The 25,015-nt window shown below is 62.2% G+C and carries 18 protein-coding genes and 1 tRNA gene; 6 read left to right on the top strand and 13 right to left on the bottom strand.

Features of this window, described 5'->3' with window-relative positions; translation table 11 throughout:
• Positions 1 to 127: 127 nt before the first annotated feature.
• The gene (locus C2L65_RS05215; protein ID WP_042311312.1) at positions 128 to 1,090 is read right to left on the bottom strand and encodes a helix-turn-helix transcriptional regulator; all 963 of its coding nucleotides are present in this window, start codon (positions 1,088 to 1,090) and stop codon (positions 128 to 130) included.
• A 281-nt stretch (positions 1,091 to 1,371) separates the two neighbouring features.
• Here C2L65_RS05215 and C2L65_RS05210 point away from each other — a divergent pair, with 281 nt between their 5' ends.
• From C2L65_RS05210 to C2L65_RS05190, 5 genes are all read left to right on the top strand, one after another.
• Complete coding sequence (locus C2L65_RS05210) at positions 1,372 to 1,851, top strand: DUF4863 family protein (protein ID WP_042311310.1); 480 nt, start codon at positions 1,372 to 1,374, stop codon at positions 1,849 to 1,851.
• Positions 1,852 to 1,921: 70 nt separating this feature from the next.
• Entirely contained in the window at positions 1,922 to 3,520 is a 1,599-nt protein-coding gene (locus C2L65_RS05205) for a benzoate-CoA ligase family protein (RefSeq protein WP_042311307.1), read from the top strand.
• 8 nt (positions 3,521 to 3,528) lie between these two features.
• Complete coding sequence (locus tag C2L65_RS05200; RefSeq protein WP_042311305.1) at positions 3,529 to 4,383, top strand: alpha/beta fold hydrolase; 855 nt, start codon at positions 3,529 to 3,531, stop codon at positions 4,381 to 4,383.
• A 465-nt stretch (positions 4,384 to 4,848) separates the two neighbouring features.
• Complete coding sequence (locus C2L65_RS05195) at positions 4,849 to 5,187, top strand: hypothetical protein (RefSeq protein WP_042311357.1); 339 nt, start codon at positions 4,849 to 4,851, stop codon at positions 5,185 to 5,187.
• Between the two features lie 76 nt (positions 5,188 to 5,263).
• Positions 5,264 to 7,381: a phosphocholine-specific phospholipase C gene (locus C2L65_RS05190; RefSeq protein ID WP_042311304.1), complete on the top strand. Its 2,118-nt coding sequence runs from the start codon at positions 5,264 to 5,266 to the stop codon at positions 7,379 to 7,381.
• Positions 7,382 to 7,452: 71 nt separating this feature from the next.
• On the opposite strand, the gene C2L65_RS05185 is transcribed toward C2L65_RS05190, so the two are convergent.
• The 3 genes from C2L65_RS05185 to uvrA all read right to left on the bottom strand — a co-directional run bounded on the left by C2L65_RS05185 (position 7,453) and on the right by uvrA (position 15,581).
• Positions 7,453 to 8,157, bottom strand: a complete 705-nt coding sequence (locus C2L65_RS05185; RefSeq protein WP_042311301.1) for a glutathione binding-like protein — start codon at positions 8,155 to 8,157, stop codon at positions 7,453 to 7,455.
• A gap of 114 nt (positions 8,158 to 8,271) precedes the next feature.
• On the bottom strand, positions 8,272 to 9,231 hold the full coding sequence (gene tehA / locus C2L65_RS05180) for a dicarboxylate transporter/tellurite-resistance protein TehA (RefSeq protein ID WP_042311300.1): 960 nt from the start codon (positions 9,229 to 9,231) through the stop codon (positions 8,272 to 8,274).
• Positions 9,232 to 9,671: 440 nt separating this feature from the next.
• Entirely contained in the window at positions 9,672 to 15,581 is a 5,910-nt protein-coding gene (gene uvrA, locus C2L65_RS05175) for an excinuclease ABC subunit UvrA (RefSeq protein ID WP_042311298.1), read from the bottom strand.
• Positions 15,582 to 16,384: 803 nt separating this feature from the next.
• On the opposite strand from uvrA, the gene C2L65_RS05170 reads away from it, so the two are divergent.
• Positions 16,385 to 16,669, top strand: a complete 285-nt coding sequence (locus tag C2L65_RS05170; protein WP_042311296.1) for a DUF3303 domain-containing protein — start codon at positions 16,385 to 16,387, stop codon at positions 16,667 to 16,669.
• A gap of 154 nt (positions 16,670 to 16,823) precedes the next feature.
• On the opposite strand, the gene C2L65_RS05165 is transcribed toward C2L65_RS05170, so the two are convergent.
• The 9 genes from C2L65_RS05165 to thrS all read right to left on the bottom strand — a co-directional run bounded on the left by C2L65_RS05165 (position 16,824) and on the right by thrS (position 24,990).
• Positions 16,824 to 16,900 (bottom strand) — tRNA-Pro (locus tag C2L65_RS05165).
• Between the two features lie 72 nt (positions 16,901 to 16,972).
• Positions 16,973 to 17,377, bottom strand: a complete 405-nt coding sequence (locus C2L65_RS05160; protein ID WP_042311294.1) for a MerR family transcriptional regulator — start codon at positions 17,375 to 17,377, stop codon at positions 16,973 to 16,975.
• A 54-nt stretch (positions 17,378 to 17,431) separates the two neighbouring features.
• On the bottom strand, positions 17,432 to 17,842 hold the full coding sequence (locus C2L65_RS05155; RefSeq protein WP_042311292.1) for an integration host factor subunit alpha: 411 nt from the start codon (positions 17,840 to 17,842) through the stop codon (positions 17,432 to 17,434).
• Between the two features lie 54 nt (positions 17,843 to 17,896).
• Entirely contained in the window at positions 17,897 to 20,329 is a 2,433-nt protein-coding gene (gene pheT / locus C2L65_RS05150) for a phenylalanine--tRNA ligase subunit beta (RefSeq protein ID WP_042311290.1), read from the bottom strand.
• A 169-nt stretch (positions 20,330 to 20,498) separates the two neighbouring features.
• Positions 20,499 to 21,512 (bottom strand): phenylalanine--tRNA ligase subunit alpha, encoded by a 1,014-nt coding sequence (gene pheS, locus C2L65_RS05145; RefSeq protein ID WP_035990407.1) that lies wholly within the window; start codon positions 21,510 to 21,512, stop codon positions 20,499 to 20,501.
• Between the two features lie 159 nt (positions 21,513 to 21,671).
• A complete protein-coding gene (gene rplT / locus C2L65_RS05140) occupies positions 21,672 to 22,031 on the bottom strand; it encodes a 50S ribosomal protein L20 (RefSeq protein WP_004192938.1) in 360 nt (119 codons plus the stop codon).
• Positions 22,032 to 22,060: 29 nt separating this feature from the next.
• The gene (rpmI, locus tag C2L65_RS05135) at positions 22,061 to 22,258 is read right to left on the bottom strand and encodes a 50S ribosomal protein L35 (RefSeq protein WP_006052501.1); all 198 of its coding nucleotides are present in this window, start codon (positions 22,256 to 22,258) and stop codon (positions 22,061 to 22,063) included.
• A gap of 251 nt (positions 22,259 to 22,509) precedes the next feature.
• Positions 22,510 to 23,034 (bottom strand): translation initiation factor IF-3, encoded by a 525-nt coding sequence (gene infC / locus C2L65_RS05130; protein WP_079482295.1) that lies wholly within the window; start codon positions 23,032 to 23,034, stop codon positions 22,510 to 22,512.
• A 48-nt stretch (positions 23,035 to 23,082) separates the two neighbouring features.
• The gene (thrS, locus tag C2L65_RS05125) at positions 23,083 to 24,990 is read right to left on the bottom strand and encodes a threonine--tRNA ligase (protein WP_042311288.1); all 1,908 of its coding nucleotides are present in this window, start codon (positions 24,988 to 24,990) and stop codon (positions 23,083 to 23,085) included.
• Positions 24,991 to 25,015: the final 25 nt, after the last annotated feature.

The raw sequence follows: 25,015 nt of genomic DNA, 5'->3' as shown, positions 1-25,015 counted from the left end.
TCCTGAGACGGATGCAGATTGTTTTAGAGAACAATAGTGCATCGTCACAGCCATGTAAAGCACTTTACTTCATGTAAGCGGGTTATCACCTACTTGGATTGGCTCCGAACCGAGTGCGGCACAAGCATTACGTTTCGTCACCCAGTTCAGCAGCGAGCCGTGCGGCGAGGCGGTCGCGCAGTTGCAGATAGGCGTCGGCCAGCGTGCGTTCGCTGGTATCGAAGGTCATGTCCGCACGGCCGTACAGTTCGCCGCGGCCCGCGAGGATGCGCTTGAGGTCTTCCATCGCCTCCTTGTTGCCCGACATCGGCCGCAAGTCGCCCTGCGCGACGACCCGGCGCATGTGCTCTTCCGGCGTGGCCTGCAGCCACACGGTGAAGCAGTGAGCTAACAACGCATTGAAGGTAGCCGGCTCCGACACCAGCCCGCCAGGCGACGCGATCACCGCGCGCTCGTGCTCGCCGATCACCGCCTCGAGCGCGCGCTGCTCGTAGCGGCGATACGCGCTCGCGCCGTACAGCGAATGGATTTCCGCCGGCGGACAGCCCGCCATCTGCTGGATCACCTTGGTGATCTCGATGAACGGCACCTTGCGCTCCTGCGCCAGCATGCGGCCGAGCGTCGATTTCCCCGCGCCGCGCAAGCCGATCAGCGCGATGCGGTCCTTGCGATGCGGATCGCGCGGCGCCTGCGCGAACATCTCCGACAGCGCGACACGCGCGCGTTGCAGCGCCGCCTGGTCTCGCCCCTGCAGCAGTTCGCGAATCAGCAGCCATTCGGCGGATGACGTGGTTTCGTCGCCGATCACTTCGGCGAGCGGGCAGTTCAGCGTGGCCGCGATTTGCCGTAGCACCAGCACCGATGCGTTGCCGACGCCCGATTCGAGATTCGCGAGATGCCGCTCGGACAAGCCCGTTTCCGACGCCAGTGTCTTGCGCGTCATGCCGCGGCGCGCGCGTAGCAGGCGCACGCGCTCGCCCATCGCGGTCAGGAACGGATCGCGTTCTTCGCGCTCGGCTTTCGGCGCTTCGTCGTCTGGGCGCGGGGTTGACGGCGCGTTCGCCGCAGCGTCGGAGTAAGTTTGGTTCATGTCGCGGAGCCTCATCGACTAGGTATATGTACTATAGTGCTTGACATGCTTAAGGTGAACAGTTAATTTTCGCCGCATATCGATGCAATAACAACGCCGAACGCCCTCCACCGGATGGCATAGGCAAAATCGGAGACGATCGGCGGACCAGCACATGAACTAAGGTGCGTATCGACCGGCAGCAAAATCATCTTGCGTGAGACCTGAGCGAGGCGCGAGCAAGCAAGCGCGAAAGCGCTGGCTTCGTTCGATACGCCGGTTCAGGTCGACAGGAGGCAAGCATGTCCCCTCAGGATTTTCAGCGTCTGATTGCAGGCGTGACCGCGCAACTGGACGGCCGCCCGCTCGACGCGTCGCTAGCCGGGTGGCTCAATGCGACCTGGCCCGCAGGCAGTGCGACTTACGACGAACTCGCCGACGCATGCCGCGCGGGTGTCGCCGAAGGCTGGCTGTGTAATCGCGAGCACGACGGCATCCGCTACGGCCGCGTCATCAAACCCACACCCGACACGCACGGCTTTTCAGTCGACGTCGTCGACATGCAGGACATTGCCGGTCCGCATCACGTGCATCCACACGGCGAAATCGATCTGATCATGCCGCTTACTGACGGCGCGACCTTCGACGGTCATCCGGCCGGCTGGTGCGTGTACGGTCCCGGCAGCGCGCATCGGCCGACGGTCGCGCGCGGTCAGGCGCTCGTGCTTTATCTGCTGCCGCAAGGTGCAATCGAATTCACGAGGGACGCCAGCGTTGCCTGAAGCGCCCCCACGCGCTTTCACGTCCCCTTTTCCGTTCCCATGCACTCCGCCTCAACTCGCCGGAGGAAACATGCAAGCCTTGCTGGAATCGCACCCGCGCGAGCCCGCACCGAACGTCGCGGCGCCGCCCCCGCAGTTCAATTTCGCGTCGCATCTGTTTCGCCTCAATGACGTGCGGCCCGACAAGCCCGCCTATATCGACGACGCCGGCGTCACCACCTACGCGCAGCTCGAAGACCGCGCGCGCCGCTTCGCTAGCGCAATGCGTTCGCTCGGCGTGCATTCCGAAGAGCGCATCCTGCTCGTGATGCTCGACACGGCCGAATTGCCCGTCGCGTTTCTCGGAGCGCTTTATGCGGGTGTCGTGCCCGTGGTCGCGAACACGCTGCTGACGTCCGCCGACTATCTGTACATGCTCACGCATAGCCACGCGCGCGCCGTGATCGCATCGGGCGCGTTGCTGCCGAATGTCGAAAAAGCGATGAGCGAGGCGGAACACGACGGCTGTCTGTTGATCGTGTCGCAGCCTGTGCAGGTCGATCCGCCGCCAACGTATGTTCTTGGCCACTTGATCGACGGTGCCGAGCCGTCGATGAAACCCAATGCATGTAGCGGCGACGACATCGCGTTCTGGTTGTATTCATCCGGTTCAACCGGCAAACCGAAAGGCACGGTGCATACGCATGCAAACCTGTACTGGACTGCAGAGCTCTATGCGAAGCCGATACTCGGCATCGGCGAACGCGACGTGGTGTTCTCCGCCGCCAAGCTGTTCTTCGCCTACGGCCTCGGCAACGCACTGACGTTTCCGCTTTCGGTCGGCGCGTCGGCCGTGCTGATGGCCGAGCGTCCGACACCCGACGCCATCTTCAGGCGGCTCGTCGAGCATCGGCCGACGATCTTCTACGGCGTACCGACGCTGTACGCGAGCATGCTCGTGTCGCCGAATCTGCCGCCGCGCGAGCAAGTCGCGATACGCGTCTGCGCGTCGGCGGGCGAAGCGTTGCCGCGCGAGATCGGCGAGCGCTTCACCGCGCACTTCGGCTGCGAGATTCTCGACGGCATCGGCTCGACAGAGATGCTGCATATCTTTCTGTCGAATCGCCCAGGTGCGGTCGAGTACGGAACAACGGGCCGCCCAGTGCCAGGATATGAAGTGGAGTTACGCGACGAGGCGGGTCATTCCGTGCCCGACGGTGAAGTCGGCGATCTGTTCATCAAGGGTCCGAGCGCCGCACTGATGTACTGGAGCAACCGCGAAAAGTCGCGCGCAACCTTCCTGGGCGAGTGGATTCGCAGTGGCGACAAGTACAGCCGCTTGCCGAACGGCTGCTATCAATATGCAGGCCGCAGCGACGACATGCTGAAAGTGAGCGGCCAGTATGTGTCGCCCGTCGAAGTGGAAATGGTCCTCGTGCAACATACTGCCGTGCTCGAAGCCGCCGTCGTCGGGGTCGATCACGGTGGTCTCGTGAAAACGCGTGCATTCGTCGTGCTGAAACAAAATGCCGACGCATGCGAAGCACTCGCGGATGAACTCAAGTCGTTCGTCAAGGACAAGCTCGCGCCGCACAAGTATCCGCGCGATATCGTCTTCGTCGACGATCTGCCGAAGACGGCAACCGGTAAGATTCAACGCTTCAAACTGCGGGAACAGCTCAACAGCTGACGAACGGAATGGCCGAACCTGTTACGACCTTGCGCGAAGACGCCGGTAGCGCGTCGGTTGCGTTGCCTGCGACCGCACAACGCGGCGCGCTGGATATCGAATACCGCTGGCTCAACGCGCATCTGGCCGATACGCCGCTCGCTGTGTTCCTGCACGAGGGGCTCGGCTCCGTCGCGATGTGGAAGGACTGGCCGCAGAGCGTGTGCGACAGACTCGGCATGCGCGGCCTCGTGTATTCGCGCCCGGGCTATGGGCGTTCGACGCCGCGTCCGCATCTCGTCAAATTGCCCGTCGATTTCATGTCGGTGCAGGCGCGCGACATCCTGCCCGCGCTGCTCGATGCACTCGATGTGAGCGCCGAGGAAAGAAAACGCATGTGGGTGATTGGTCACAGCGACGGCGGATCAATCACGCTGCTTTATGCTGCCGCTTTTCCGGATGCACTGGCCGGCGCCGTTGTGGTTGCCCCACATGTCTTCGTCGAGGACATTTCCGTCGCGAGCATCGCGGAGGCGAAGACGGCCTACGAGCAGTCCGATCTGCGTAGCAAGTTGGCGCGTCATCACGACGACGTCGATTCGGCCTTCTATGGCTGGAACGACATATGGCTAAGCGATGCGTTCCGGTCGTGGAGCATCGTCGATGAACTCGAATACATTCGCTGCCCGTTGCTTGCCGTGCAGGGGTACGACGATCATTACGGCACGATGGCGCAAATCGACACGATTGCGCAGCGCGCGCCGCACACTCAACTGGCGAAGCTCGACAATTGTGGGCACTCGCCCCATCGCGATGCGCCGCAAGCGCTCAACGATGCGATCGTCGATTTCATCAATAAGCGCGACGCCACTGCGCAGGCTTGAATCGGCGAGCGAAGCAAGCCGGCTTGAGAGCGCAGCAATGCATTGCACTGTAGTTCTCCACAGAAACCGTTCATAAGCCTGTGGGTAACCTGAGCAAGACCCGCTCAAGTCATTGATGCAATTCAGATTGCACACGCTGCATCCACCTCGCGTCAGCGCGCACGCTGTTTCTGCGCGCGGACACGCCGCGAGGTTGTCCACATTTTCCGTGACCAACCTTGTGGACAACGTGCCGATAACGCACTCAAGTCATTGAACCGTCACAGGGAATGCGCGATGCATCGGATGCAGCGCGCTCTGCTGCACATCGATGCACACGCGCACTGTCGCGCATCCTTACACGCATCTTTCTGCGCTTCCTTCCGCGCTCGCTCTGCATTTCTTTCGTCGCCTCACGCTTCACAATAGCTACACACACGATGGCTATCGTTACGCGTCTCTCAAGCATGGCGCCGGAGGATGACGATGCCCGCTCTGCACAAAACTGCACATAGCCCGCAACGCAAGCGATTGCACTGGATGCTCGCCGTCATCGCGGCATCGATCGCCGTCACGGCATGCAGTGACGACTCGTCGATGCAGGCGTCGCAAGAACAGAACCAGCAGCAACAGACACAACGAGAGCAACAGCCCGCCCTCGCGACGACATTCAACGCCCCGCCCACGCAATCCACGTCGACCGCCGGCACCACGCTTCAAACACCGCAATCCCCTTCCGCGCAGGCACAAACCGCATCCCCCGGCGGTGCCAGCGCAGCCGATTCCGTCGTTCTCGCACCACCCGTGATTCACACCGTCGATTGAGTTCTGCCCAGTCAGGCTCCATGCCCCCGCGTGGATGCCGCCCCTTACCGTTTCTTCCCTCACGATCAAAGGCAACATGACTTCAAAAAACCGCCGTGATTTTCTGCGAGCCGCAGCCCAGGCAGCCGGCTCCGCCACCGCATTGACGATGCTTCCCCTCGGCATCCGCAATGCGCTCGCGATTCCCGCGAACAACAAGACGGGCAGCATCCGCGATATCGAGCACATCGTCGTGCTGATGCAGGAGAACCGCTCGTTCGATCATTACTTCGGCACGCTGCGAGGCGTGCGCGGTTTCGGCGACACGCGCGCGATCAACCTGCCGAACGGCAAACCGGTGTGGCATCAACCGCTGGCGGGCGGCGTCGGCGAAGTGCTGCCGTTCCGTCCGACGGCGCCGAATCTCGGCCTGCAGTTCCTGCAAGACCTGCCGCACGACTGGCCGACGACGCACGGCGCATGGAACGGCGGCCGCAACGACCAGTGGGTGCCGAACAAGGGCACGACGACGATGGCGTACCTCACGCGCGACGACATCCCCTTCCACTATCAGTTGGCCGACTCGTTCACGATCTGCGACGCGTACCACTGCTCGCTGATGGGCGCGACCGACCCGAACCGCTACTACATGTGGACAGGCTGGGTCGGCAACGACGGCTCGGGCGGCGGCCCCGTCGTCGACAACTCGGAACTGGGTTACGGCTGGTCGACGTATCCCGAGGTGCTGGAAACAGCGGGCATTTCGTGGAAGATCTATCAGGACATCGGCACGGGCCTGGATGCAAATGGATCGTGGGGCTGGACGAACAATCCGTATATCGGCAACTACGGCGACAACTCGCTGCTCTACTTCAACCAGTATCGCAACGCGCAGCCGGGCAATCCGCTGTACGAGAAGGCGCGCACGGGCACGAACGTGTCGGCGGGCGGCACGTACTTCGACGTGCTGCGCAAGGACGTGCAGAGCAACCAGTTGCCGCAGGTGTCGTGGATCGTCGCGCCGGAAGCCTACTCCGAGCATCCGAACTGGCCTGCGAACTACGGCGCGTGGTACGTCGATCAGGTTTTGCAGATTCTCACGTCGAACCCCGAGGTGTGGAGCAAGACCGCGCTGCTCATCAACTATGACGAGAACGACGGCTTCTTCGATCACATGTCGCCGCCGTTTGCGCCTTCCTCGAGTGCGAATGGACTTTCAACCGTCGACACCACCAACGAAATCTATCCCGGCGGCAACAACGGCAAATACGCGGCCGGTCCGTATGGTCTCGGGCCGCGCGTGCCGATGCTGGTCGTGTCGCCGTGGTCGAAGGGCGGCTTTGTGTGCTCGGAAGTATTCGATCACACGTCCGTGATCCAGTTCATCGAAGCGCGCTTCGGTCATGGCCACAAGCTGTCGGAGCCGAACATCACGCCGTGGCGTCGCACGGTGTGCGGTGATCTGACATCGGCGTTCAACTTCAAGAACCCGAACGATGCGTTCCCGACGCTGCCGTCCACCGCGTCGTACAAGCCGCAGGATCAGAACCGTCACCCCGACTACGTGCCGCTGCCGCCCGCCGTCGGCTCCGTGCCGAAGCAGGAGCCCGGCGTGCGTCCGGCGCGCGCGGTGCCGTACGAGCTGTTCGTCCGCATCAATGACGACAGCAGCGGCAAGCTCTCGATGCGCTTTGTCAACACGGGCGACGCCGGCGCGAACTTCCTCGTGTTCGAAGCGCTGAGCGCCGACGCGCCGCGCACGTACACGGTCGAAGCGGGCAAGCGTCTAGTCGATCAGTTGCCGGTGAAGGCAGATGGTTCGTATGATTTCACGGTACACGGACCGAATGGCTTCCTGCGTCGCTTTGCCGGCAAGCAGGTGGCGCAGCATTTCTGGAACAGCCACGATCGCGCGAATCCGGAAGTCGCAGAGGGCTACGACGTCGCGAACGGCAATCTGCAACTGCGTCTGAAGAACGACGGCAACACGCGCTGCCAGTTCAAGATCGTCAATGCGTACGATTCGGGCAAGCCGCTCACGCACACGGTGCGCGGAGGCGACAGCGACACCGTGAATCTCGATTTGCGTCACGTGTACGGCTGGTACGACCTGACGATCACCGTCGATAGCGACGCGTCGTTCACGCGCCGTTTTGCGGGTCACGTCGAGACGGGCAAGCCGAGCATGAGCGATCCGGCGCTGGGCGGGCAGTAAGCGATTTAGCGCAGCTCAAAACGAAAACCCGTGCCGTTGTGTCAACGGCACGGGTTTTTTATTGTCTGCGCTTACGCGCGCTTCGGAATGTCCAACCCTCGCACAACGGCAGGACGCGCCAGAAACGCGTCGAGCGCGCGCTTCACATGCGGGAAGTCTTCAAAGCCGACAAGATCGGAAGCCTCGTAGAAGCCGACCAGATTGCGCACCCACGGGAACGTGGCGATATCGGCAATCGTGTAGTCGTCGCCCATGATCCACTTGCGCGTCGCGAGCCGCTCGTTCAGCACGCTGAGCAGCCGCTTCGATTCGTTGACGTAGCGCTCGCGCGGACGCTTGTCCTCGTAGTCCTTGCCCGCGAATTTGTGGAAGAAGCCGACCTGACCGAACATCGGTCCGATCCCTCCCATCTGGAACATCACCCATTGAATCGTCTCGTAGCGGTCCGACGCGCGCTGCGACATCAGTTGCCCCGTCTTGTCCGCGAGATAGATCAGGATCGCGCCCGACTCGAAGAGCGGCAGCGGCTCGCCATCGGGGCCGTTCGGATCGATGATCGCGGGAATCTTGTTGTTCGGATTGAGCGACATAAATTCCGGCGACATCTGATCGTTCGTATCGAAGCGCACCAGATGCGGTTCGTACGCGAGACCTGTTTCTTCCAGCATGATCGACACCTTGACGCCGTTGGGCGTCGGCAGCGAGTACAGCTGGATGCGCTCGGGATGCGCAGCGGGCCACTTTTTCGCGATCGGGAAAATGGATGGGTCAGGCATGAAAGGTCCTTGTGAGCTTAAGTCGGAAAACAGGGACCAATATAGACGGGTTGAGTGCGCTTTGCTTGTGGTCGGACGGATGAGGCTCGCGGACGCAACGTCGTGCGGTCTCGTTCAATCGATACGCGATATCCGCGCCTGCGTCTCCGACGGATCGAACAGATGCGCCAGCGTACGCACGCTCAGATAGCCGATGAACAGATTCGCGCCGACGAACACGGGCACCGACAGCGTCTGGGCAGGCGGCACGCCCGCGTGCGCGAGCTTCATGCACGCGAGCGTCGCCGACGCGACACCGAACGTGTACGCCCACCATGACGGCGCGAACGGATGCTTCGTCAGCCAGCCGCCGAGCCGCAAGCCAATCAGCATCTGGAACAGACCATAGCCGAGCAGCATCACGATCCAGTGATCGACGGAACCCGGCTGCAACACCAGCGCAGCCGCCGCGCCGACGACGGGCGGCGCGAACTGGATGCCGAGCAACGGCCGCTGCTTGGGCGGCAGCGCGGCACCGTGCCACAAGCGATAGATGATCAATGGCTCGATTGCGAGCCACGAAAAAATGCCCGCACCGAACAGCAGCCAGCCCCATTCGGGACGGCCCATCGTGGCGAGCGCCGCCGCGCCTGTGAAGTTACCGGCGACGGTCGGCAGATAGAGCGTGGGCGCCGTGTCGAGCATGTCGCGCCCGCCCTGCCACAACATGCCCGTATGCCACAGCGCGAAACTCAGATGCCACGCGAGCCCTGCCACGGCGAGCGCCGCTGCGAGTCCGCGGGAATACGGGAAAACGGCCTGCACGATCAGCAGCGTCGACACGCCGAGCAGCGCGGCTGTGCCACCGGCGACGGGATGCTTGAACTCGTCGACGACTTCGGCGGGATTGCGCAACGCGTGCAGCACATAGGTGATCAACAGTCCGCACCAGACGAGCGTCGCAAGCAGCAGGATCGCTTCGCCAACGGCGGCGCTCACATGCCACATTCGCGCTGCGACCCGCCATGACTGGCCGAGGCCGGACAGACCGAGCACGATGCTGAAGAGCGAAGCGGAAATCGAGGTGCTTTTCATGTTGCGGGTTGATCTGACTGCGTGCGAAACGCGTTGCGGCGCAGTGGGAAAGCGAGCATGCGTAGCCATGCATGCACGCACGCTCGATCCGTTCGCGCGAAATTGCCCGAAGTATGCAGTCGATACGTGGATCGTGCCCGACAGAAGGATTGGTCGAAGTGCGTCGACATGCGGGCGGTAGGACCGTCAGCCGCCCGCGGGATGGCGTCGGCCCGTTGATCTATTACGGGATGGCCTGAGCCCTGTGCGGCAATCGTTGTGGCAACGTGTCGCAGACGTGTTTCCGCCGCGCCCGGTTTCGAGCGCGATGGTTGCGGGGGCGAGACTAGGCGCAGGCGGTGCGTCAACGTTTCAGGGCTATGCGAAGCGCTTGATAGCCTCGCCTTGACGCGCGCGGCATCGTGTCGAACGAACGACGACGCCGCGCCGCCTTTGCTACGTCAGCCTGCGCTCACGCGCGCGCCCTCTACTTGCTCGCCAGCGTCACCCGCTACCCTTGCGAGCACCGGCTCCAGAGCCCTCCCCGTATGGCTCGCCGCGACGCGCACCAGGCCCTCGGGATCTGTCGACGCGACGATCGAGCCGCCACCCACACCACCCTCGGGTCCGAGATCGATGATCCAGTCCGCTTCGGCGATCACATCGAGATCGTGCTCGATCACGACAACGCTGTGCCCCGCGTCAGCGAGCCGATGCAGCACGCGAATCAGCTTCGCGACGTCGGCCATATGCAGGCCGACAGTCGGTTCGTCGAGCACGTACAGCGTGTGGGGCGCCTTTTGTCCGCGGCGTGTGATGTCGTCACGCACCTTGCTGAGTTCGGTGACCAGCTTGATGCGCTGCGCTTCGCCGCCCGACAGCGTCGGCGACGGCTGGCCGAGCGTCAGATAGCCAAGGCCGACGTCTTTCATCAGTTGCAGCGGGTGCGCGATGTTCGACATCGGCGCGAAGAAGTCGACGGCTTCGTCGATTTCCATCGTCAGCACGTCGCCGATATTCTTGCCGCGCCACGTCACCGCGAGCGTTTCCGGATTGAAGCGCTGACCATGGCACACATCGCACGGCACCTTGACGTCGGGCAGGAAGCTCATGCCGATCGTGCGCACGCCTTGTCCTTCACACGCCGGGCAACGGCCGTCGCCCGTGTTGAACGAGAAGCGCGATGCCGTGTAGCCGCGCGCCCGCGCTTCGAGCGTGTCGGCGAACAGACGTCTGATGGTGTCCCATACGCCGATGTACGTGGCAGGACACGAGCGCGGTGTCTTGCCGATCGGCGTCTGGTCGACTTCGAGCACGCGATCGATCGGCTCGAAGCCGCTAATCGTTTCGCAGCCCTGCCACGCGTGCGCGACGTTCAGCGACGGCCGGGGCGCGCTGCGTGCGAGCACGCTCGAACGACGGTTTGCAGCGGGTGCCTCGTCCGTTTGTGCGGCCTTGCGCGCGCGGCGCACGGCGGGCGACGACAGCACCGACCGGCCGACGGCATCGAGCAGATTCGTCATCAGCACATCGCGCGCGAGGGTCGACTTGCCTGACCCGCTCACACCCGTCACGGCGACGAGACGCCCGAGCGGAATACCGATGGTTACGTCGCGCAGATTGTGCAGCGTTGCGCCATGCACGGTGAGCCATCTTTCCGGTACGGCGGGCGCGCGCTTTGTTCCGAGCGAAACAGGACGCCGCGCTTGCAACGGATGCAGAATCGGCTGTGCGAGAAACTGACCTGTCAGCGAATTCGACTGCGCGGACAGATCGCCGACGCGCCCCTGCGCGACCAGCGTGCCGCCGCGCTTGCCCGCGCCCGGACCAATATCGATGATGTGATCCGCGCGGCGTATGGTGTCCTCGTCATGCTCGACGACGACTAGCGTGTTACCCTTGTCGCCGAGCTTGCGCAGCGCGTTCAGCAGAATCTGGTTGTCGCGCGGATGCAAACCGATGGTCGGCTCGTCGAGCACGTAGCAGACGCCCTGCAGATTGCTGCCAAGCTGCGCCGCCAGACGGATGCGTTGCGCTTCGCCGCCCGACAGACTCGGCGCCGCCCGGTCGAGGCTCAGATAACCAAGACCCACTTCTTCGAGGAACTGCAGGCGGCTGCCGATTTCACTGATCACGTCGCGTGCGATTTCCGCATCGCGCCCGGTCAGTTCGAGTTCATCGATCCAGCGTCGCGTATCCGTCACGGTCCACTGCGCGACCTCGACGATCGACGTTTCGCTGAACGATACAGCGCGAGCGGACGGATTCAGACGCGTGCCGTGGCAATCCGGACACGGCTCGTCGACGACGCCCTCCGGTTCCTGCTCGTCCGACGGCAAAGTCTGTTCGCGGCCGCGGTTGTCGTCGACCAGGACCGTGTCGTCATAGGCGGCGCGCTGTTCGCGGGTCAGTGCGAGACCCGTGCCGACGCATGTGGTACACCACCCGTGCTTGCTGTTGTACGAGAACATGCGCGGGTCCAGTTCGGGATAACTGGTGCCGCACACGGGACACGCGCGCTTGACCGACAGCACCTTCACTTCGCCGACATGCGCGGTCGGCCCGTTGCGGGTCATCGCGTGTTCGAGGCCGTCGAGCGGCGCGAGCAGATGTATCACGCCCTTGCCCGCTTCGAGCGTTTCGTCGAGCAGGCGACGTAGTTCGGCTTCCTTGCCCGCCGACACCACAATGTCGCCCACGGGCAATTCGATCGTATGCTCGCGGAAACGATCGAGCTTCGGCCACGGATCGACGGGCACAAACTCGCCGTCGACACGCAAGTGCGAATTGCCGCGCGCTTTCGCCCACTTTGCGAGGTCGGTATAGACGCCCTTGCGGTTCACGACGAGCGGCGCAAGCAGTCCGACATGATCGCCTTTGTGATCGCGCATCAACTGCGCGACGATCGATTCGACGCTTTGCGACGTGACGGGCGCGCCGTCGTGAATGCAATGCTGGATGCCGAGCTTCACGTACAGCAGACGCAAGAAGTGCCATACCTCCGATGTCGTCGCGACCGTGCTCTTGCGGCCCCCGCGCGACAAACGCTGCTCGATCGCAACGGTGGGCGGGATGCCATACACAGCATCGACTTCGGGCCGGCCGGCGGGCTGCACGATGGAACGCGCATAGGCATTCAGCGATTCCAGATACCGGCGCTGCCCTTCGTGGAACAGGATGTCGAATGCGAGCGTCGACTTGCCCGAACCGGAGACGCCTGTGATGACGTTGAACTTTCCATGTGGAATATCGACGTCGAGCGCTTTGAGGTTGTGCTCGCGCGCATTGACGATACGCACGACGTCTTCGCCTTCCACCGCACGCCGCGCGCGCGCCGCGGTCAGCGCCGTCTGGAGCGGCATGCCATGTGCGGCGGCTTCCGCCTTTTCGGCCGCCTCGGTCGGCTCGATGGCGAGCCCCATCGCGCGGTCGTATTGCACGAGCGCTTCGCCTGTGTGCGAACCCTGGCATTGCTTGACGTCTTCCGGCGTACCCGCGCACACGACGAGGCCGCCGGCATCGCCGCCTTCGGGACCGAGATCGATCAGCCAGTCAGCCGCACGGATCACGTCGAGATTGTGCTCGATCACGATCAACGAATGACCGCCCGCCAGCAGCTTGCCGAACGCCTGCATCAGCTTGGCGATATCGTCGAAGTGAAGACCGGTGGTCGGCTCGTCGAACATGAAGAGGCGCGCCGCCGGCGCCTGCTTCGCACCGTGCGCCGACTTCGCCTGAGCGGTTTCCGCGAGGAAGCCTGCGAGCTTCAAACGCTGCGCCTCGCCACCCGACAACGTCGGCACCGGCTGGCCCAGTTTCACGTATTCGAGACCGACATCCACGATAGGCTGCAACACACGCAGCACTTCGCCATCCGCGGCGAACAGGGTGACCGCCTCGTGCACAGTCAGTTCCAGCACGTCCGCGATGCTCAGCGCGCGACCGGCGCGCTCGATCTTCACCTCGAGCACTTCGGGCCGGTAACGGCTGCCGTCACAGTCCGGACAACGCAAATAGACGTCGCTCAGGAACTGCATTTCGATATGTTCGAAGCCGGAGCCGCCGCAGGTCGGGCAGCGGCCATCGCCCGAATTGAAGCTGAACACGCCCGCGCCATAACCGCGTTGCAGCGCGAGCGGCGCCTTCGCGAACAGCTTGCGGATTTCGTCGAAAGCGCCGACGTAGCTTGCGGGATTCGAGCGCGTAGTTTTGCCTATCGGCGACTGGTCGACGAATATGGCGTCGCTGATCTGCTCGACGCCCGTCAGACTGCGGTGCGCGCCCGGCGATTCCGTCGCCTTGCCGAGTTGCCGCGCCAGCGCGGGATACAGCACGTCCTGGATCAGCGTGGACTTGCCGGACCCTGACACGCCCGTCACGCACACGAGACGTTGCAACGGAATGTCGACCGTCACGTCGCGTAGATTGTGCTGGCGCGCGCCTTCTAGCACGATGCGCTGCGTGCTTGTGTCGACCGGCCGACGTGCCCAGTGCGCGGCATCCGCGACGTGCTTGCGTCCGCCGAGATACTCGCCCGTCAGCGTGCCCGCCGAACGGATCTTGTCCGGCGCGCCGTCGTAAATGATCGTGCCGCCGCGCTCGCCCGGACCGGGACCCATGTCGATCAGGCGATCGGCGGCGAGCATCACGGAAGGATCGTGTTCGACGACGACGAGCGTATTTCCCGCATCGCGCAGCCGATGCATCGCTTCCACGATTCTGTTCAGGTCGCGCGGATGCAGGCCGATGCTTGGCTCGTCGAGCACGAACAGCGTCTTGGTCAGCGACGTGCCGAGTGCCGTGGTCAGGTTGATCCGCTGCACTTCGCCGCCCGACAGCGTACGGCTCTGACGGTCGAGCGTGAGGTAGCCGAGGCCGACGTCACACAGATATTTGAGGCGCGTGCGCACTTCGGCGAGCAACAGCTTTAGCGCGTCGTCGAGCAGCGCGCTCGGCAACGTGATCTCGTCGAAGAAGCGCCGGATGCGTTCGATGGGCAGCAGCATCAGGTCGTGTACCGTCAGCCCCGCCAATGCTTCTAGCTGCGCACGGTTCCAGTCGACTCCGCGCGGCATGAAACGCCGTGCCGGCTCCAGTACCCCGTCCGCATTCTGTTTCGAACCGAGTCGCCACAACAGCGATTCCGTCTTCAGGCGCGCGCCGCCGCACGTCTCGCAAGGCGTGTAGCTACGGTACTTCGACAGCAGCACGCGAATATGCATCTTGTACGCTTTCGACTCCAGATAGCCGAAGAAGCGCTTCACGCCATACCACTGTTTCTGCCACTCGCCGTCCCAGTCCGGCGAGCCGTTGATCACCCAGTCGCGCTCCGCTTCCGTAAGCTCGGACCAGCGCGTATCGCGGCGAATGTTGGCCTTCGCCGCGTAGCGCATCAGGTCGTCCTGGCACTCTTTCCATGCGGGTGTCTGCATCGGCTTGATAGCGCCGCCGCGCAGCGTCTTGCGCTCGTCTGGAATCACAAGGCCGAGATCGACGCCGATCACCCGTCCGAAGCCGCGACATGTATCGCACGCGCCATAGGCCGAATTAAACGAGAACAACGCGGGCTGCGGATCGGCGTAGCGAAGATCGCTGTCCGGATTGTGCAGCCCCGTGGAGAAGCGCCAGATCTGCGGCTCGGCTTCTTCGCCCTCTGCCGCCTGCGACAGCACGTAGACGTTGACGCGCCCGCCGCCGCGTTTGAGCGACGCCTCGATAGCCTCGACCACACGCGCTTTTTCGACCTGATGCAGACGGAAACGGTCGGCCACGACGTCGAGCACCTTGCGCATGCCTGTGGGCGACGCGACCTCGCGCTGCGCCTGAACACGCGTATAGCCGCTCGCGGAAAGCCATTGCTCGACTTCCGCCTCGCTCGTCGATTCCGGTAGCTCGACCGGAAAAGTCGCGACGATGCGCGGGTCGTCAGTGGTCGTGCGGGCGTCCAGTTCGGCGTAAATCGTCTCCGGCGAATCGTGCCGGACCGCCTGAGCGGTCTTGCGGTCGAACAGTTCCGCTGCGCGCGCGTAAAGCAGCTTCAAATGGTCGTTCAGTTCCGTCATCGTCCCGACCGTCGAGCGGGAACTGCGCACCGGGTTGGTCTGGTCGATGGCGATGGCGGGCGGCACACCGTCGACGCGGTCGACCTGCGGCCGGTCCATCCGGTCGAGAAACTGGCGGGCGTAGGCGCTGAACGTTTCGACGTAGCGCCGCTGCCCTTCGGCATACAGCGTGTCGAACACGAGACTCGACTTGCCCGAGCCCGACGGCCCCGTCACGACGGTCATTTCGCCCGTGTGAAGGTCAAGGTCGACGTTCTTCAGGTTGTGCTGGCGTGCGCCACGAATTCGGATCGTTCCGTTAGATGACAATTTGCCTGTCCGTCTGAATGAGTTGGCCGGGGCATGATGGCCGGCCGTTTGCGGCCACGCGTGCTCGTGCGGCGAAGTTCGTGCGGCGCGTGTAGCCGAGATAACTGGAGGCCGCCGCGCCGGATAGGTGAATACTATACTGTATGTTTATACAGTTTTGCACGCCGATTGCACGACGATAACGCTGCAAACGGCATAAGCCAAAATGACCAGTGTGTGACGCGGCGAACTTCGTGCGGTTCAGCGTGGAATCGAGTCAATCCTGGCGCAGGCTCGCGCCGCGTGCGTCATGTGCGGACGCGAAACGCAAAAGAAAAACCCGGTGGAGCACCGGGTTCGAATGGCCGTCCCCCACAGCCTTCGGGCGAAGGCCGCGCGGCCGCTTACCACACGCCATCTGTCACCTTGCGGCGGTCGAATGCGCATCGACGATGGTCTTCGTCTGGTTCGCCCCCCGGCGGACCACGAAGCGTCGGACGACTCCTCGCAGCACCTCATGCATCGTCCGAACGCTCGAACAATGTATGAGCGCAGGCTTAACAGAAACTTAAAGCGCGACGCGCTTGCCGGATTGGATGCGGTAAGGCGCACAGAAACGGCCCAAACACTCCGTACTCACGGCTGGAAGTTCGATGCGGGGTGCCTATCATTCTTTGGAACGCCGAGGTGGCGGCATCGGGTTGTGGATTCTGTAGGATGAATCTGCATGCGGTGCGGGCTCCCGAGCGCCGCAATCCGCAGCGCCCGTCCCGGTGACGGCTCGCCACTGGCCGGCATCGCCGCGACTGAAGTGGAGGTGCGCAATGAAGTTCATTGTTCAGTGGAACGGGCAGCCAACAGCACAGCAATCGGCCGTCGAGCGCTTCATGAAATCAGGCGGCGCCCTGCCGCCCGATGGCATCACGATGCTTGGCCGCTGGCATTCGATCGGCGAATTGAGCGGCTGCGCGATCATCGAGTCCGACAGCACCGCACCGATGGCCGCGTGGATGCTGCAATGGGGCGATATTTTTACGTTCAGGATTTCGCCCGCCGTCACCGACGAGGAACTCGGGACAGCGTTGGGTGCGTTTCTGACGCAGAAGTGAGGCGTTGCTGCGTTCGGCGATCGCGTTGATCCCGCGGGACATCGATTAATCAGGATGACGATGCAGTTCGATGTTTATCCGGGACACGTGCAGAACGGCCGCGCAAAAGAAAAAAGGACTTACGGCATGACACCGTAAGTCCTTTTTGTCTTTCTGGTCGGGGCGAGAGGATTTGAACCTCCGACCACCTGCACCCCATGCAGGTACGCTACCAGGCTGCGCTACGCCCCGAAAGAACGAAAGTATAACAGAGCCTTCCGGCGAATAGAACTGCAACAATCAATCTCGATACAACTAAATCGTTCAATGCCCGAGCAGGTCGATCACTTGCAGCAACTCCTTGCGCAACTGATCGACATCGACCGTGGCCGTGGTCGCGGCCGGTTGCATGACCGTACCTTCGACCACTTCGCCCTCGCCTTCCGCGGCTTGACCAGCGCCATGCGCATCGAGCCGGTTGCGCGCGCCGTTGATCGTGAAGCCCTGCTCGTACAGCAGTTCACGGATCCGCCGGATCAGCAGCACCTCATGATGCTGGTAGTACCGGCGATTGCCCCTGCGCTTCACCGGACGCAACTGCGTGAACTCCTGCTCCCAATACCGCAGCACATGCGGTTTCACGCCGCATAGTTCGCTGACTTCACCGATCGTGAAGTAGCGCTTCGCGGGAATCGGAGGCAAGACGACTTTTTCGATCGTCGCTGTCATCGTCAGTTAGCGGTCGGATAACCGTCGTAGTGGTTGCGCGGGCGCGCGAATCGATCAGCGCGCGAAGCTCTCTTCAGCGCCGTTCTCGACCAGCGCCTTCAGCTTTTGACTTGCGTGGAACGTCACGACGCGGCGCGCGGCGATAGGAATCGCCTCGCCCGTTTTCGGATTTCTGCCCGGACGCTGCGGCTTGTCGCGCAACTGGAAGTTGCCGAAGCCGGACAGCTTGACGCTGTCGCCACTCTCCAACGCGTCGCGAATTACCTCGAAGAATGCTTCGACCATGTCCTTCGCTTCCCGCTTGTTGAGCCCGACGTTGTCGAACAGCAGCTCGGCAAGCTCAGCCTTGGTGAGCGTCGGCGCTTCGCCCGACGCGCTGGAGGTTGAGGTAGGGATATCGCGGATCATGGCGCTACGCTGCGCCGTAAGAAGGGCTTCGAAATCACTCGAGTTCATTTCATTCATATCTGTCAAATGGCGCGTCAACCTGAACGGAACTTGCGGAACAGCCGTTATCGGTTATCCGCGCAACCGGGCGCCATATACTCGAGCAAGACGATCCACCAGAGTCTGAATGGCCAGATCGACCGTTTCATCCTGAAGGGTGCCACCAGTATCTTGCAAGGTTACACGGAACGCAAGGCTTTTCTCGTGTACTGCCAGCCCGCCGGAAGTATTTGATTTTGCACGAAATTCATCGAAAAGCGCAACCCTTTGAATGGTCTTGCAAGCCTCGTCCGAAAGGGCCTTTTGCATCTCATCAAAGAGCGCCTGAACTTCGATTTTCTGATCAACGACGATCGCGATATCGCGCCGCACGGGCGGGAATTTCGACACTTCCGTCGGGGTCGGCAGCGCGCGCTGCATCAGCGCCTCTGCTTCGACTTCGAACAGGATCGGCGCATGCGGCAGGTCGTACTTCTGCATCCAGCGCGGATGCAGTTCGCCAATCCAGCCGATGGCGCGGCCATCGATTTCGATGCGCGCGCTACGTCCCGGATGCAGCGCAGGATGTTCAGCCTTCACGAAGCGCGCGACGGCAGGGGCCAGCAACGCTTCGAGATCGCCCTTCACGTCGAAGAAGTCGACGGCACGCGTTTGCGCGCCCCACTGCTCTTCGACCACGGGACCATACGCGAGCGCGCCGAACATCTTCGGTTGCGCGAAGCCTTCGACGGCCAGTTCACCCGCCTTGATCGATGCGTCCGGGAGGAACACGCGGCCCGCTTCGAACACGCGAATGCGGTCCGCGCGACGGTTCAGGTTATGGCGCAGCACGTTGATCAGGCTGCCGAACAGCGTAGTGCGCATCACCGACAGCTGGCTCGCGATCGGATTCAACAGGCGCACCGGCTTGTCGTTGCCCGCGAAATCCTGCTCCCATTCGGCATCGACGAAACTGAAGTTCACCGTTTCCGCGTAATCGCGCGCGGCGAGCGCGTGACGCAGCGTGTGAACGGAGCGTTGCGTTTCGTTCGTACGGCGCATCTCGCTGCGCGCGACGGGCGGGTTCGCCGGAATCTTCTCGAAGCCGTAAATGCGCGCGACTTCTTCGATCAGGTCCTCTTCGATTTCGATATCGAAGCGATATGGCGGCGGCGTCACGAGGAAGTCGTCGCCTTGGCGGTCGAACGGCAAGCCGAGGCGCGTGAAGATCTGCGCGATTTCGTCAGCGCTGATCGCCACGCCGATGATGCGGTTCGCGCGCGCGACACGCATCTTGACGGGCTCGCGCTTCGGCACGTTGACGATCTGATCGTCGATGGGGCCTGCCTCGCCGCCGCAGATGTCGAGAATCAGCTGCGTGATCCGTTCGATATGGTCGACGGTTGTCGAATAGTCGACGCCCCGTTCGAAGCGATGGCCCGCGTCCGTCGAGAAGTTATAACGGCGCGAACGGCCACGAATGCTATCGGGCCACCAGAACGCGGCTTCGAGATAGATGTGGGTCGTATCGAGCGTGACGGCCGTGCTGTCGCCGCCCATGATGCCCGCGAGGCTTTCGATGTGGTGATCGTCGGCGATCACGCCAACCGTTTCATCCACTTCGACGGTGTTGCCGTTCAACAGCTTCAGCGACTCGCCGGGCTTGCCCCAGCGCACGTCCATGCTGCCGTGAATCTTGTCCAGATCGAACACGTGCGACGGACGGCCGAGTTCGAGCATCACATAGTTCGAAATGTCGACCAGCGCCGAAATGCTTCGTTGACCGGAACGTTCGAGACGCTCGACCATCCACGCCGGCGACTTTGCGCGCGCGTTGACGCCACGGATCACGCGGCCCGAGAAACGGCCGCACAGGTCCGGCGCCGAAATCTTGACGGGCAGCGTTTCGTTGAGCTTGACCTCGACGGGCTTGATCGCGAGCGGACGCAGCGGCGCGCCCGTGATCGCGGCCGTCTCGCGTGCGACGCCGAACACCGACAGGCAATCCGCCTTGTTCGGCGTCAGCTTGATCTCGAACACGGTGTCGTCGAGGTTCAGCGTCTCGCGGATATCCTGGCCGATCGGCGTATCTTCCGGCAGGATCAAGAGGCCGCTATGATCTTCCGACAGCTTCAGTTCACGCGCCGAGCACAGCATGCCTTCGCTCTGCACGCCGCGCAGCTTCGACAGCTTGATCTCGAACGGCGCGCCGCCCTCTTCGGCGGGCGGCAGTTGCGCGCCCACCAAGGCGACGGGCACCTTGATGCCGGGCGACACGTTCGGCGCGCCGCACACGATGTTCAGCGTCACGCCCGTGCCGGCGTCGACCTGACACACGTTGAGCTTGTCGGCGTCCGGGTGCTTGACGACTTCGAGCACGCGGCCCACCACGATCTTCGACGTCGGCGGCGCAGCGGGACGCAGGTCTTCCACTTCGAGACCGGCCATCGTCAGGGCGTGCGACAACTCGTCCGTCGTCAGTTGCGGATCGACAAAGGTTCTGAGCCAGGATTCCGGGAATTGCATGGTTCTGTACGTTCTAAACAGGTTGTGTCCGCATCCGGCCAGTATGTCGACAATGTCGGCACCAAGCCGGAGGCGCTGTTTGCGGCGTGGCACTCAGGTTGCCGAATGCCATGCCGCTCTCGTCGCGTGCTTAAAGCCTGTTGGCTCGCGCTCTACGCTTAGGCTCGCCTCAGGCGAACTGGCGCAGGAAGCGCAGGTCGTTTTCAAAGAACAGACGCAGGTCCTGAACGCCGTAACGCAGCATCGTCAGACGCTCGAGGCCACTGCCGAATGCAAAGCCGATATAGCGCTCGGGGTCGAGGCCCATGTTGCGGATCACCGTCGGGTGAACCTGGCCAGAGCCCGAAATTTCGAGCCACTTACCGGCGTTCTTGCCATGCTCGAACATCATGTCGATCTCGGCTGACGGCTCGGTAAACGGGAAGTACGACGGACGGAAGCGCACGAGAATATCGTCGCGCTCGAAGAATTTCTTGAGAAAGTCGGTGTAGACGCCCTTCAGGTCGGCGAAGCTGATGTTCTCGTCGATCCACAGGCCTTCGACCTGGTTGAACATCGGCGAGTGCGTCGCGTCGCTGTCCACGCGATACGTGCGGCCGGGCACGATCACCTTGATAGGCGGCGTGTTGGTGCGCGCGTAGCGGACCTGCATCGGACTGGTGTGCGTGCGCAGCAGCAACGGACGGCCTTCGGCATCCTTGCCGTCGACGTAGAACGTATCTTGCATTGAACGCGCCGGATGGTTTTCCGGGCTGTTCAGCGACGTGAAGTTGTACCAGTCGGTTTCGATCTCCGGGCCGTCGGCCACGTCGAAACCAATCGTGCGGAAGATCTGCTCGACGCGCTCCCACGTGTGCATCACGGGGTGCAGACTGCCTGTACCGGCACCGCGGCCGGGCAAGGTGACGTCGATGGCTTCGGCGGCGAGACGCTGGTTCAGCAGCGCGTCGGCAAGCGCCTGGCGGCGCGCCGTCAGCGCGGCTTCGACCTGCTGCTTGACGATGTTGATCCGCGCGCCTTCCGTCTTGCGCGTTTCGGGATCGAGCTTGCCGAGCCCCTTCAACAGTTCCGTCAGTGCGCCCGACTTGCCGAGAAAGCGTGCCTTCTCGTTTTCGAGCGTGGTGACGTCGGAGGCTTGTTCAAAGGCGCTTTTTGCGTCGGCGACAATCTGGTCCAGATCCATTGATCCCATCTTTTCAACGTCAGTATTCAATCGAAGTAAAACTGGCTCGACCAACAAAAAAGGGGCTCGGTGAGGAGCCCCGTTTTTGTTGCAGCGTCACCGAGACTACCGGATTGTCCGCTGCAACGAACCACGCAGTACTAGATGCTAACAGCGCACTCAGGCTGCAACGGCGGCTTTCACCTGCTTGACGATCGCAGCAAAAGCAGCCTTGTCGAACACAGCCATGTCGGCCAGCACCTTGCGGTCGAGTTCGATCGACGCCTTCTTCAGGCCGTTGATGAACACGCTGTACGTCATGTCGTGCTGACGCACCGCCGCGTTGATACGCGTGATCCACAGTGCGCGGAACACACGCTTCTTGTTGCGGCGATCGCGGTAGGCGTATTGGCCTGCGCGCATAACCGCCTGCTTGGCGATGCGATAGACGTTATTGCGGCGGCCGCGGTAACCCTTGGCCAGGTTGATGATCTTCTTGTGGCGGGCCCGTGCGGTAACCCCACGTTTGACTCGAGGCATGTTTCGCTCCTATGAGTGTCGGTTAAGGGTTAGGCGAACGGCAGCATCGCGCGTACGGAGTTCAGATCGGAATCATGAACTGCCGTGGAGCCGCGCAGGTGACGCTTGTTCTTGGTGGTCTTCTTGGTAAGAATGTGGCGCTTGAAGGCTTGACCGCGCTTGACGGTACCGCCCGGACGAACCACGAAGCGCTTTGCAGCGCTCTTCTTGGTCTTCATCTTCGGCATGACAACTACTCCATTATTTGATGGACATGGGTGTGCGGTTGGCCCAGAAAGCCCTCATCCGCCCTTTGAAACCCACTCCACTTGGTATGCAGACGGCCTGAGCTGCTGACCGCTGCTTTTCAGGAAGAACGCACGCTGTAAAACTGCGAGCGCATTCCGAAACCTGCTTGCACACGCCGCCTTCGACGACGCGCGACTCAAACTTTCCGACAAACGCGCCGCGCACATTGAGATGCGCAACAAACGTCTGCTTACTTCTTTTTCTTCGGTGCCAGCACCATGATCATCTGGCGGCCTTCCATCTTCGGCATCTGCTCGACCTGACCGACTTCATCCAGATCGGTCCGCAGACGCTCGAGCATGCGCATGCCGATTTCCTGGTGAGCCATTTCGCGGCCACGGAAACGCAACGTGATCTTCGTCTTGTCGCCATCTTCAAGGAAGCGGACGAGATTGCGCAGCTTGACGTTGTAGTCACCGTCATCCGTACCCGGCCGGAATTTGACTTCCTTGACCTGGATGACCTTCTGCTTGAGCTTGGCCTCGTGCTGCTTCTTCGCTTCCTGGTACTTGAACTTGCCGTAGTCCATCAGGCGGCAGACGGGCGGAACCGCTTGCGGCGCGATTTCAACCAGGTCCACGTCCTGCTGTTCCGACAGGCGGAAAGCATCAGCCAGTTTTACGATGCCGAGCGGTTCGTTGTCGATCCCGACCAGACGCACCTCGGGTGCTGTAATTTCACCGTTGATGCGATGCGACGACTTATCAGTAGCGATGTTACGTTTCCTCTAAAAATTAAAAAAACGAGCCGCGCTGCCTAGTGGTTACTTGAACGTCTGCACGTCCTGGCGCAGACGCTCGCTGAAGGCATCGAGGGACATCACGCCCAGATCGACGCCGCCACGGGCACGCACGGCTACCGTTTGTGCATCACGCTCTTTGTCGCCGACGACCAGCAAATACGGGACCTTCTCCAGCGTGTGCTCGCGTATTTTATAGCTAATCTTCTCGTTGCGCAAATCGGCCTCCACTCTAACCCCTTGTTTTTGCAACGATTGGGCCAGAGATTGTGCGTATTCCGCCTGACTTTCCGCGATATTCATCACGACGACCTGCATCGGCGCCAGCCAGGCAGGCATTGCACCGGCATGGTGCTCGATCAGAATGCCGAGGAAACGCTCCATTGATCCGACGATTGCCCGGTGCAGCATGATCGGGCGGCGGCGGCTATTGTCCTCCGCCACGTACTCGGCGCCGAGGCGCTCCGGGAGCACCATGTCGAGCTGAAGCGTACCGCATTGCCACGAACGGCCGAGCGCATCCTTGATGTGATATTCGACCTTCGGACCGTAGAACGCGCCCTCGCCCGGCAATTCTTCCCAGCTCACGCCGCACGCCGTCAGCGCATCGCGCAGACCCTGTTCCGCGCGATCCCAGGTTTCATCCGTACCCGCACGTGCGTCGGGACGCAACGACAGCTTGATCTCGACGTTGTCGAAGCCGAAATCCTTGTAGACGCTCATCGCAAGCGTATTGAACGCGATCGATTCGCTGATGAACTGGTCTTCGGTACAGAAAATATGCGCATCGTCCTGGACGAAGCCGCGCACACGCATCAGGCCGTGCAGCGCGCCCGACGATTCATTCCGATGGCACGAGCCGAACTCCGCATAACGCAGCGGCAGATCGCGGTACGAACGCAAGCCATGATTGAACACCTGCACGTGTCCCGGGCAGTTCATCGGCTTGATCGCGTAGTCGCGCTTTTCCGACTCCGTCGTGAACATGTTTTCACGATAGTTCTGCCAGTGACCCGACGCTTCCCACAACGAGCGGTCCATGATCATCGGCGTCTTGATCTCGAGGTAGCCCGCGTCGTTCACGCGACGGCGCATGTACTGCTCGACCTGCTGCCACAACGTCCAGCCGCGCGGATGCCAGAACACCATGCCCGGCGACTCGTCCTGCATGTGGAACAGGTCGAGTTGCTTGCCGAGCTTCCGGTGGTCGCGCTTTTCCGCCTCTTCGAGCATATGCAAATACGCGTCCTGATCTTCCTTCTTCGTCCAGGCCGTGCCGTAGATACGCTGCAACTGCTCGTTCTTCGAGTCACCGCGCCAGTACGCCCCCGCGAGCTTCATCAGCTTGAAGACCTTCAGCTTGCCCGTCGACGGGACGTGCGGGCCGCGGCACAGGTCCGTGAAACCGCCGTGCGAGTACAGCTTGATCTCGTCGCTGGCGGGAATCGATTCGATGATCTCAGCCTTGTACTTTTCGCCGATGCTCTTGAAGTACTCGACCGCTTCATCGCGCGACACCACGCGGCGCGACACCGGCTCGTCCTTCTTCGCGAGTTCCTGCATGCGCTTTTCGATCTTCTCAAGATCTTCGGGCGTGAAGGGACGGCTATACGAGAAGTCGTAGTAGAAGCCGTTGTCGATCACCGGCCCGATCGTCACCTGCGCCTCGGGAAAGAGATCCTTCACCGCGTACGCGAGCAAATGCGCCGTTGAATGGCGAATGATGTCGAGGCCATCGGCGTCCTTGTCCGTGACGATCGCGAGCGAGACATCGCGATCGATCAGCGCGGACGTATCGACCAGTTCACCGTCGATCTTGCCGCCAAGCGCCGCCTTCGCGAGACCAGGGCCGATCGAGGCCGCCACTTCGGCGACGGTCACGGGATGCTCGTACTGTCGAACAGAACCATCGGGCAGTCGTATCGAAACCATTGCGTTCTCCGTAATGCCCGCCGGC

The sequence above is a fragment of the Paraburkholderia terrae genome (assembly GCF_002902925.1).
Taxonomy (GTDB): Bacteria; Pseudomonadota; Gammaproteobacteria; order Burkholderiales; family Burkholderiaceae; genus Paraburkholderia; species Paraburkholderia terrae.
Note: the sequence above shows the minus strand (reverse complement) of the source record. Positions and strands in the feature narration are given on the sequence as shown.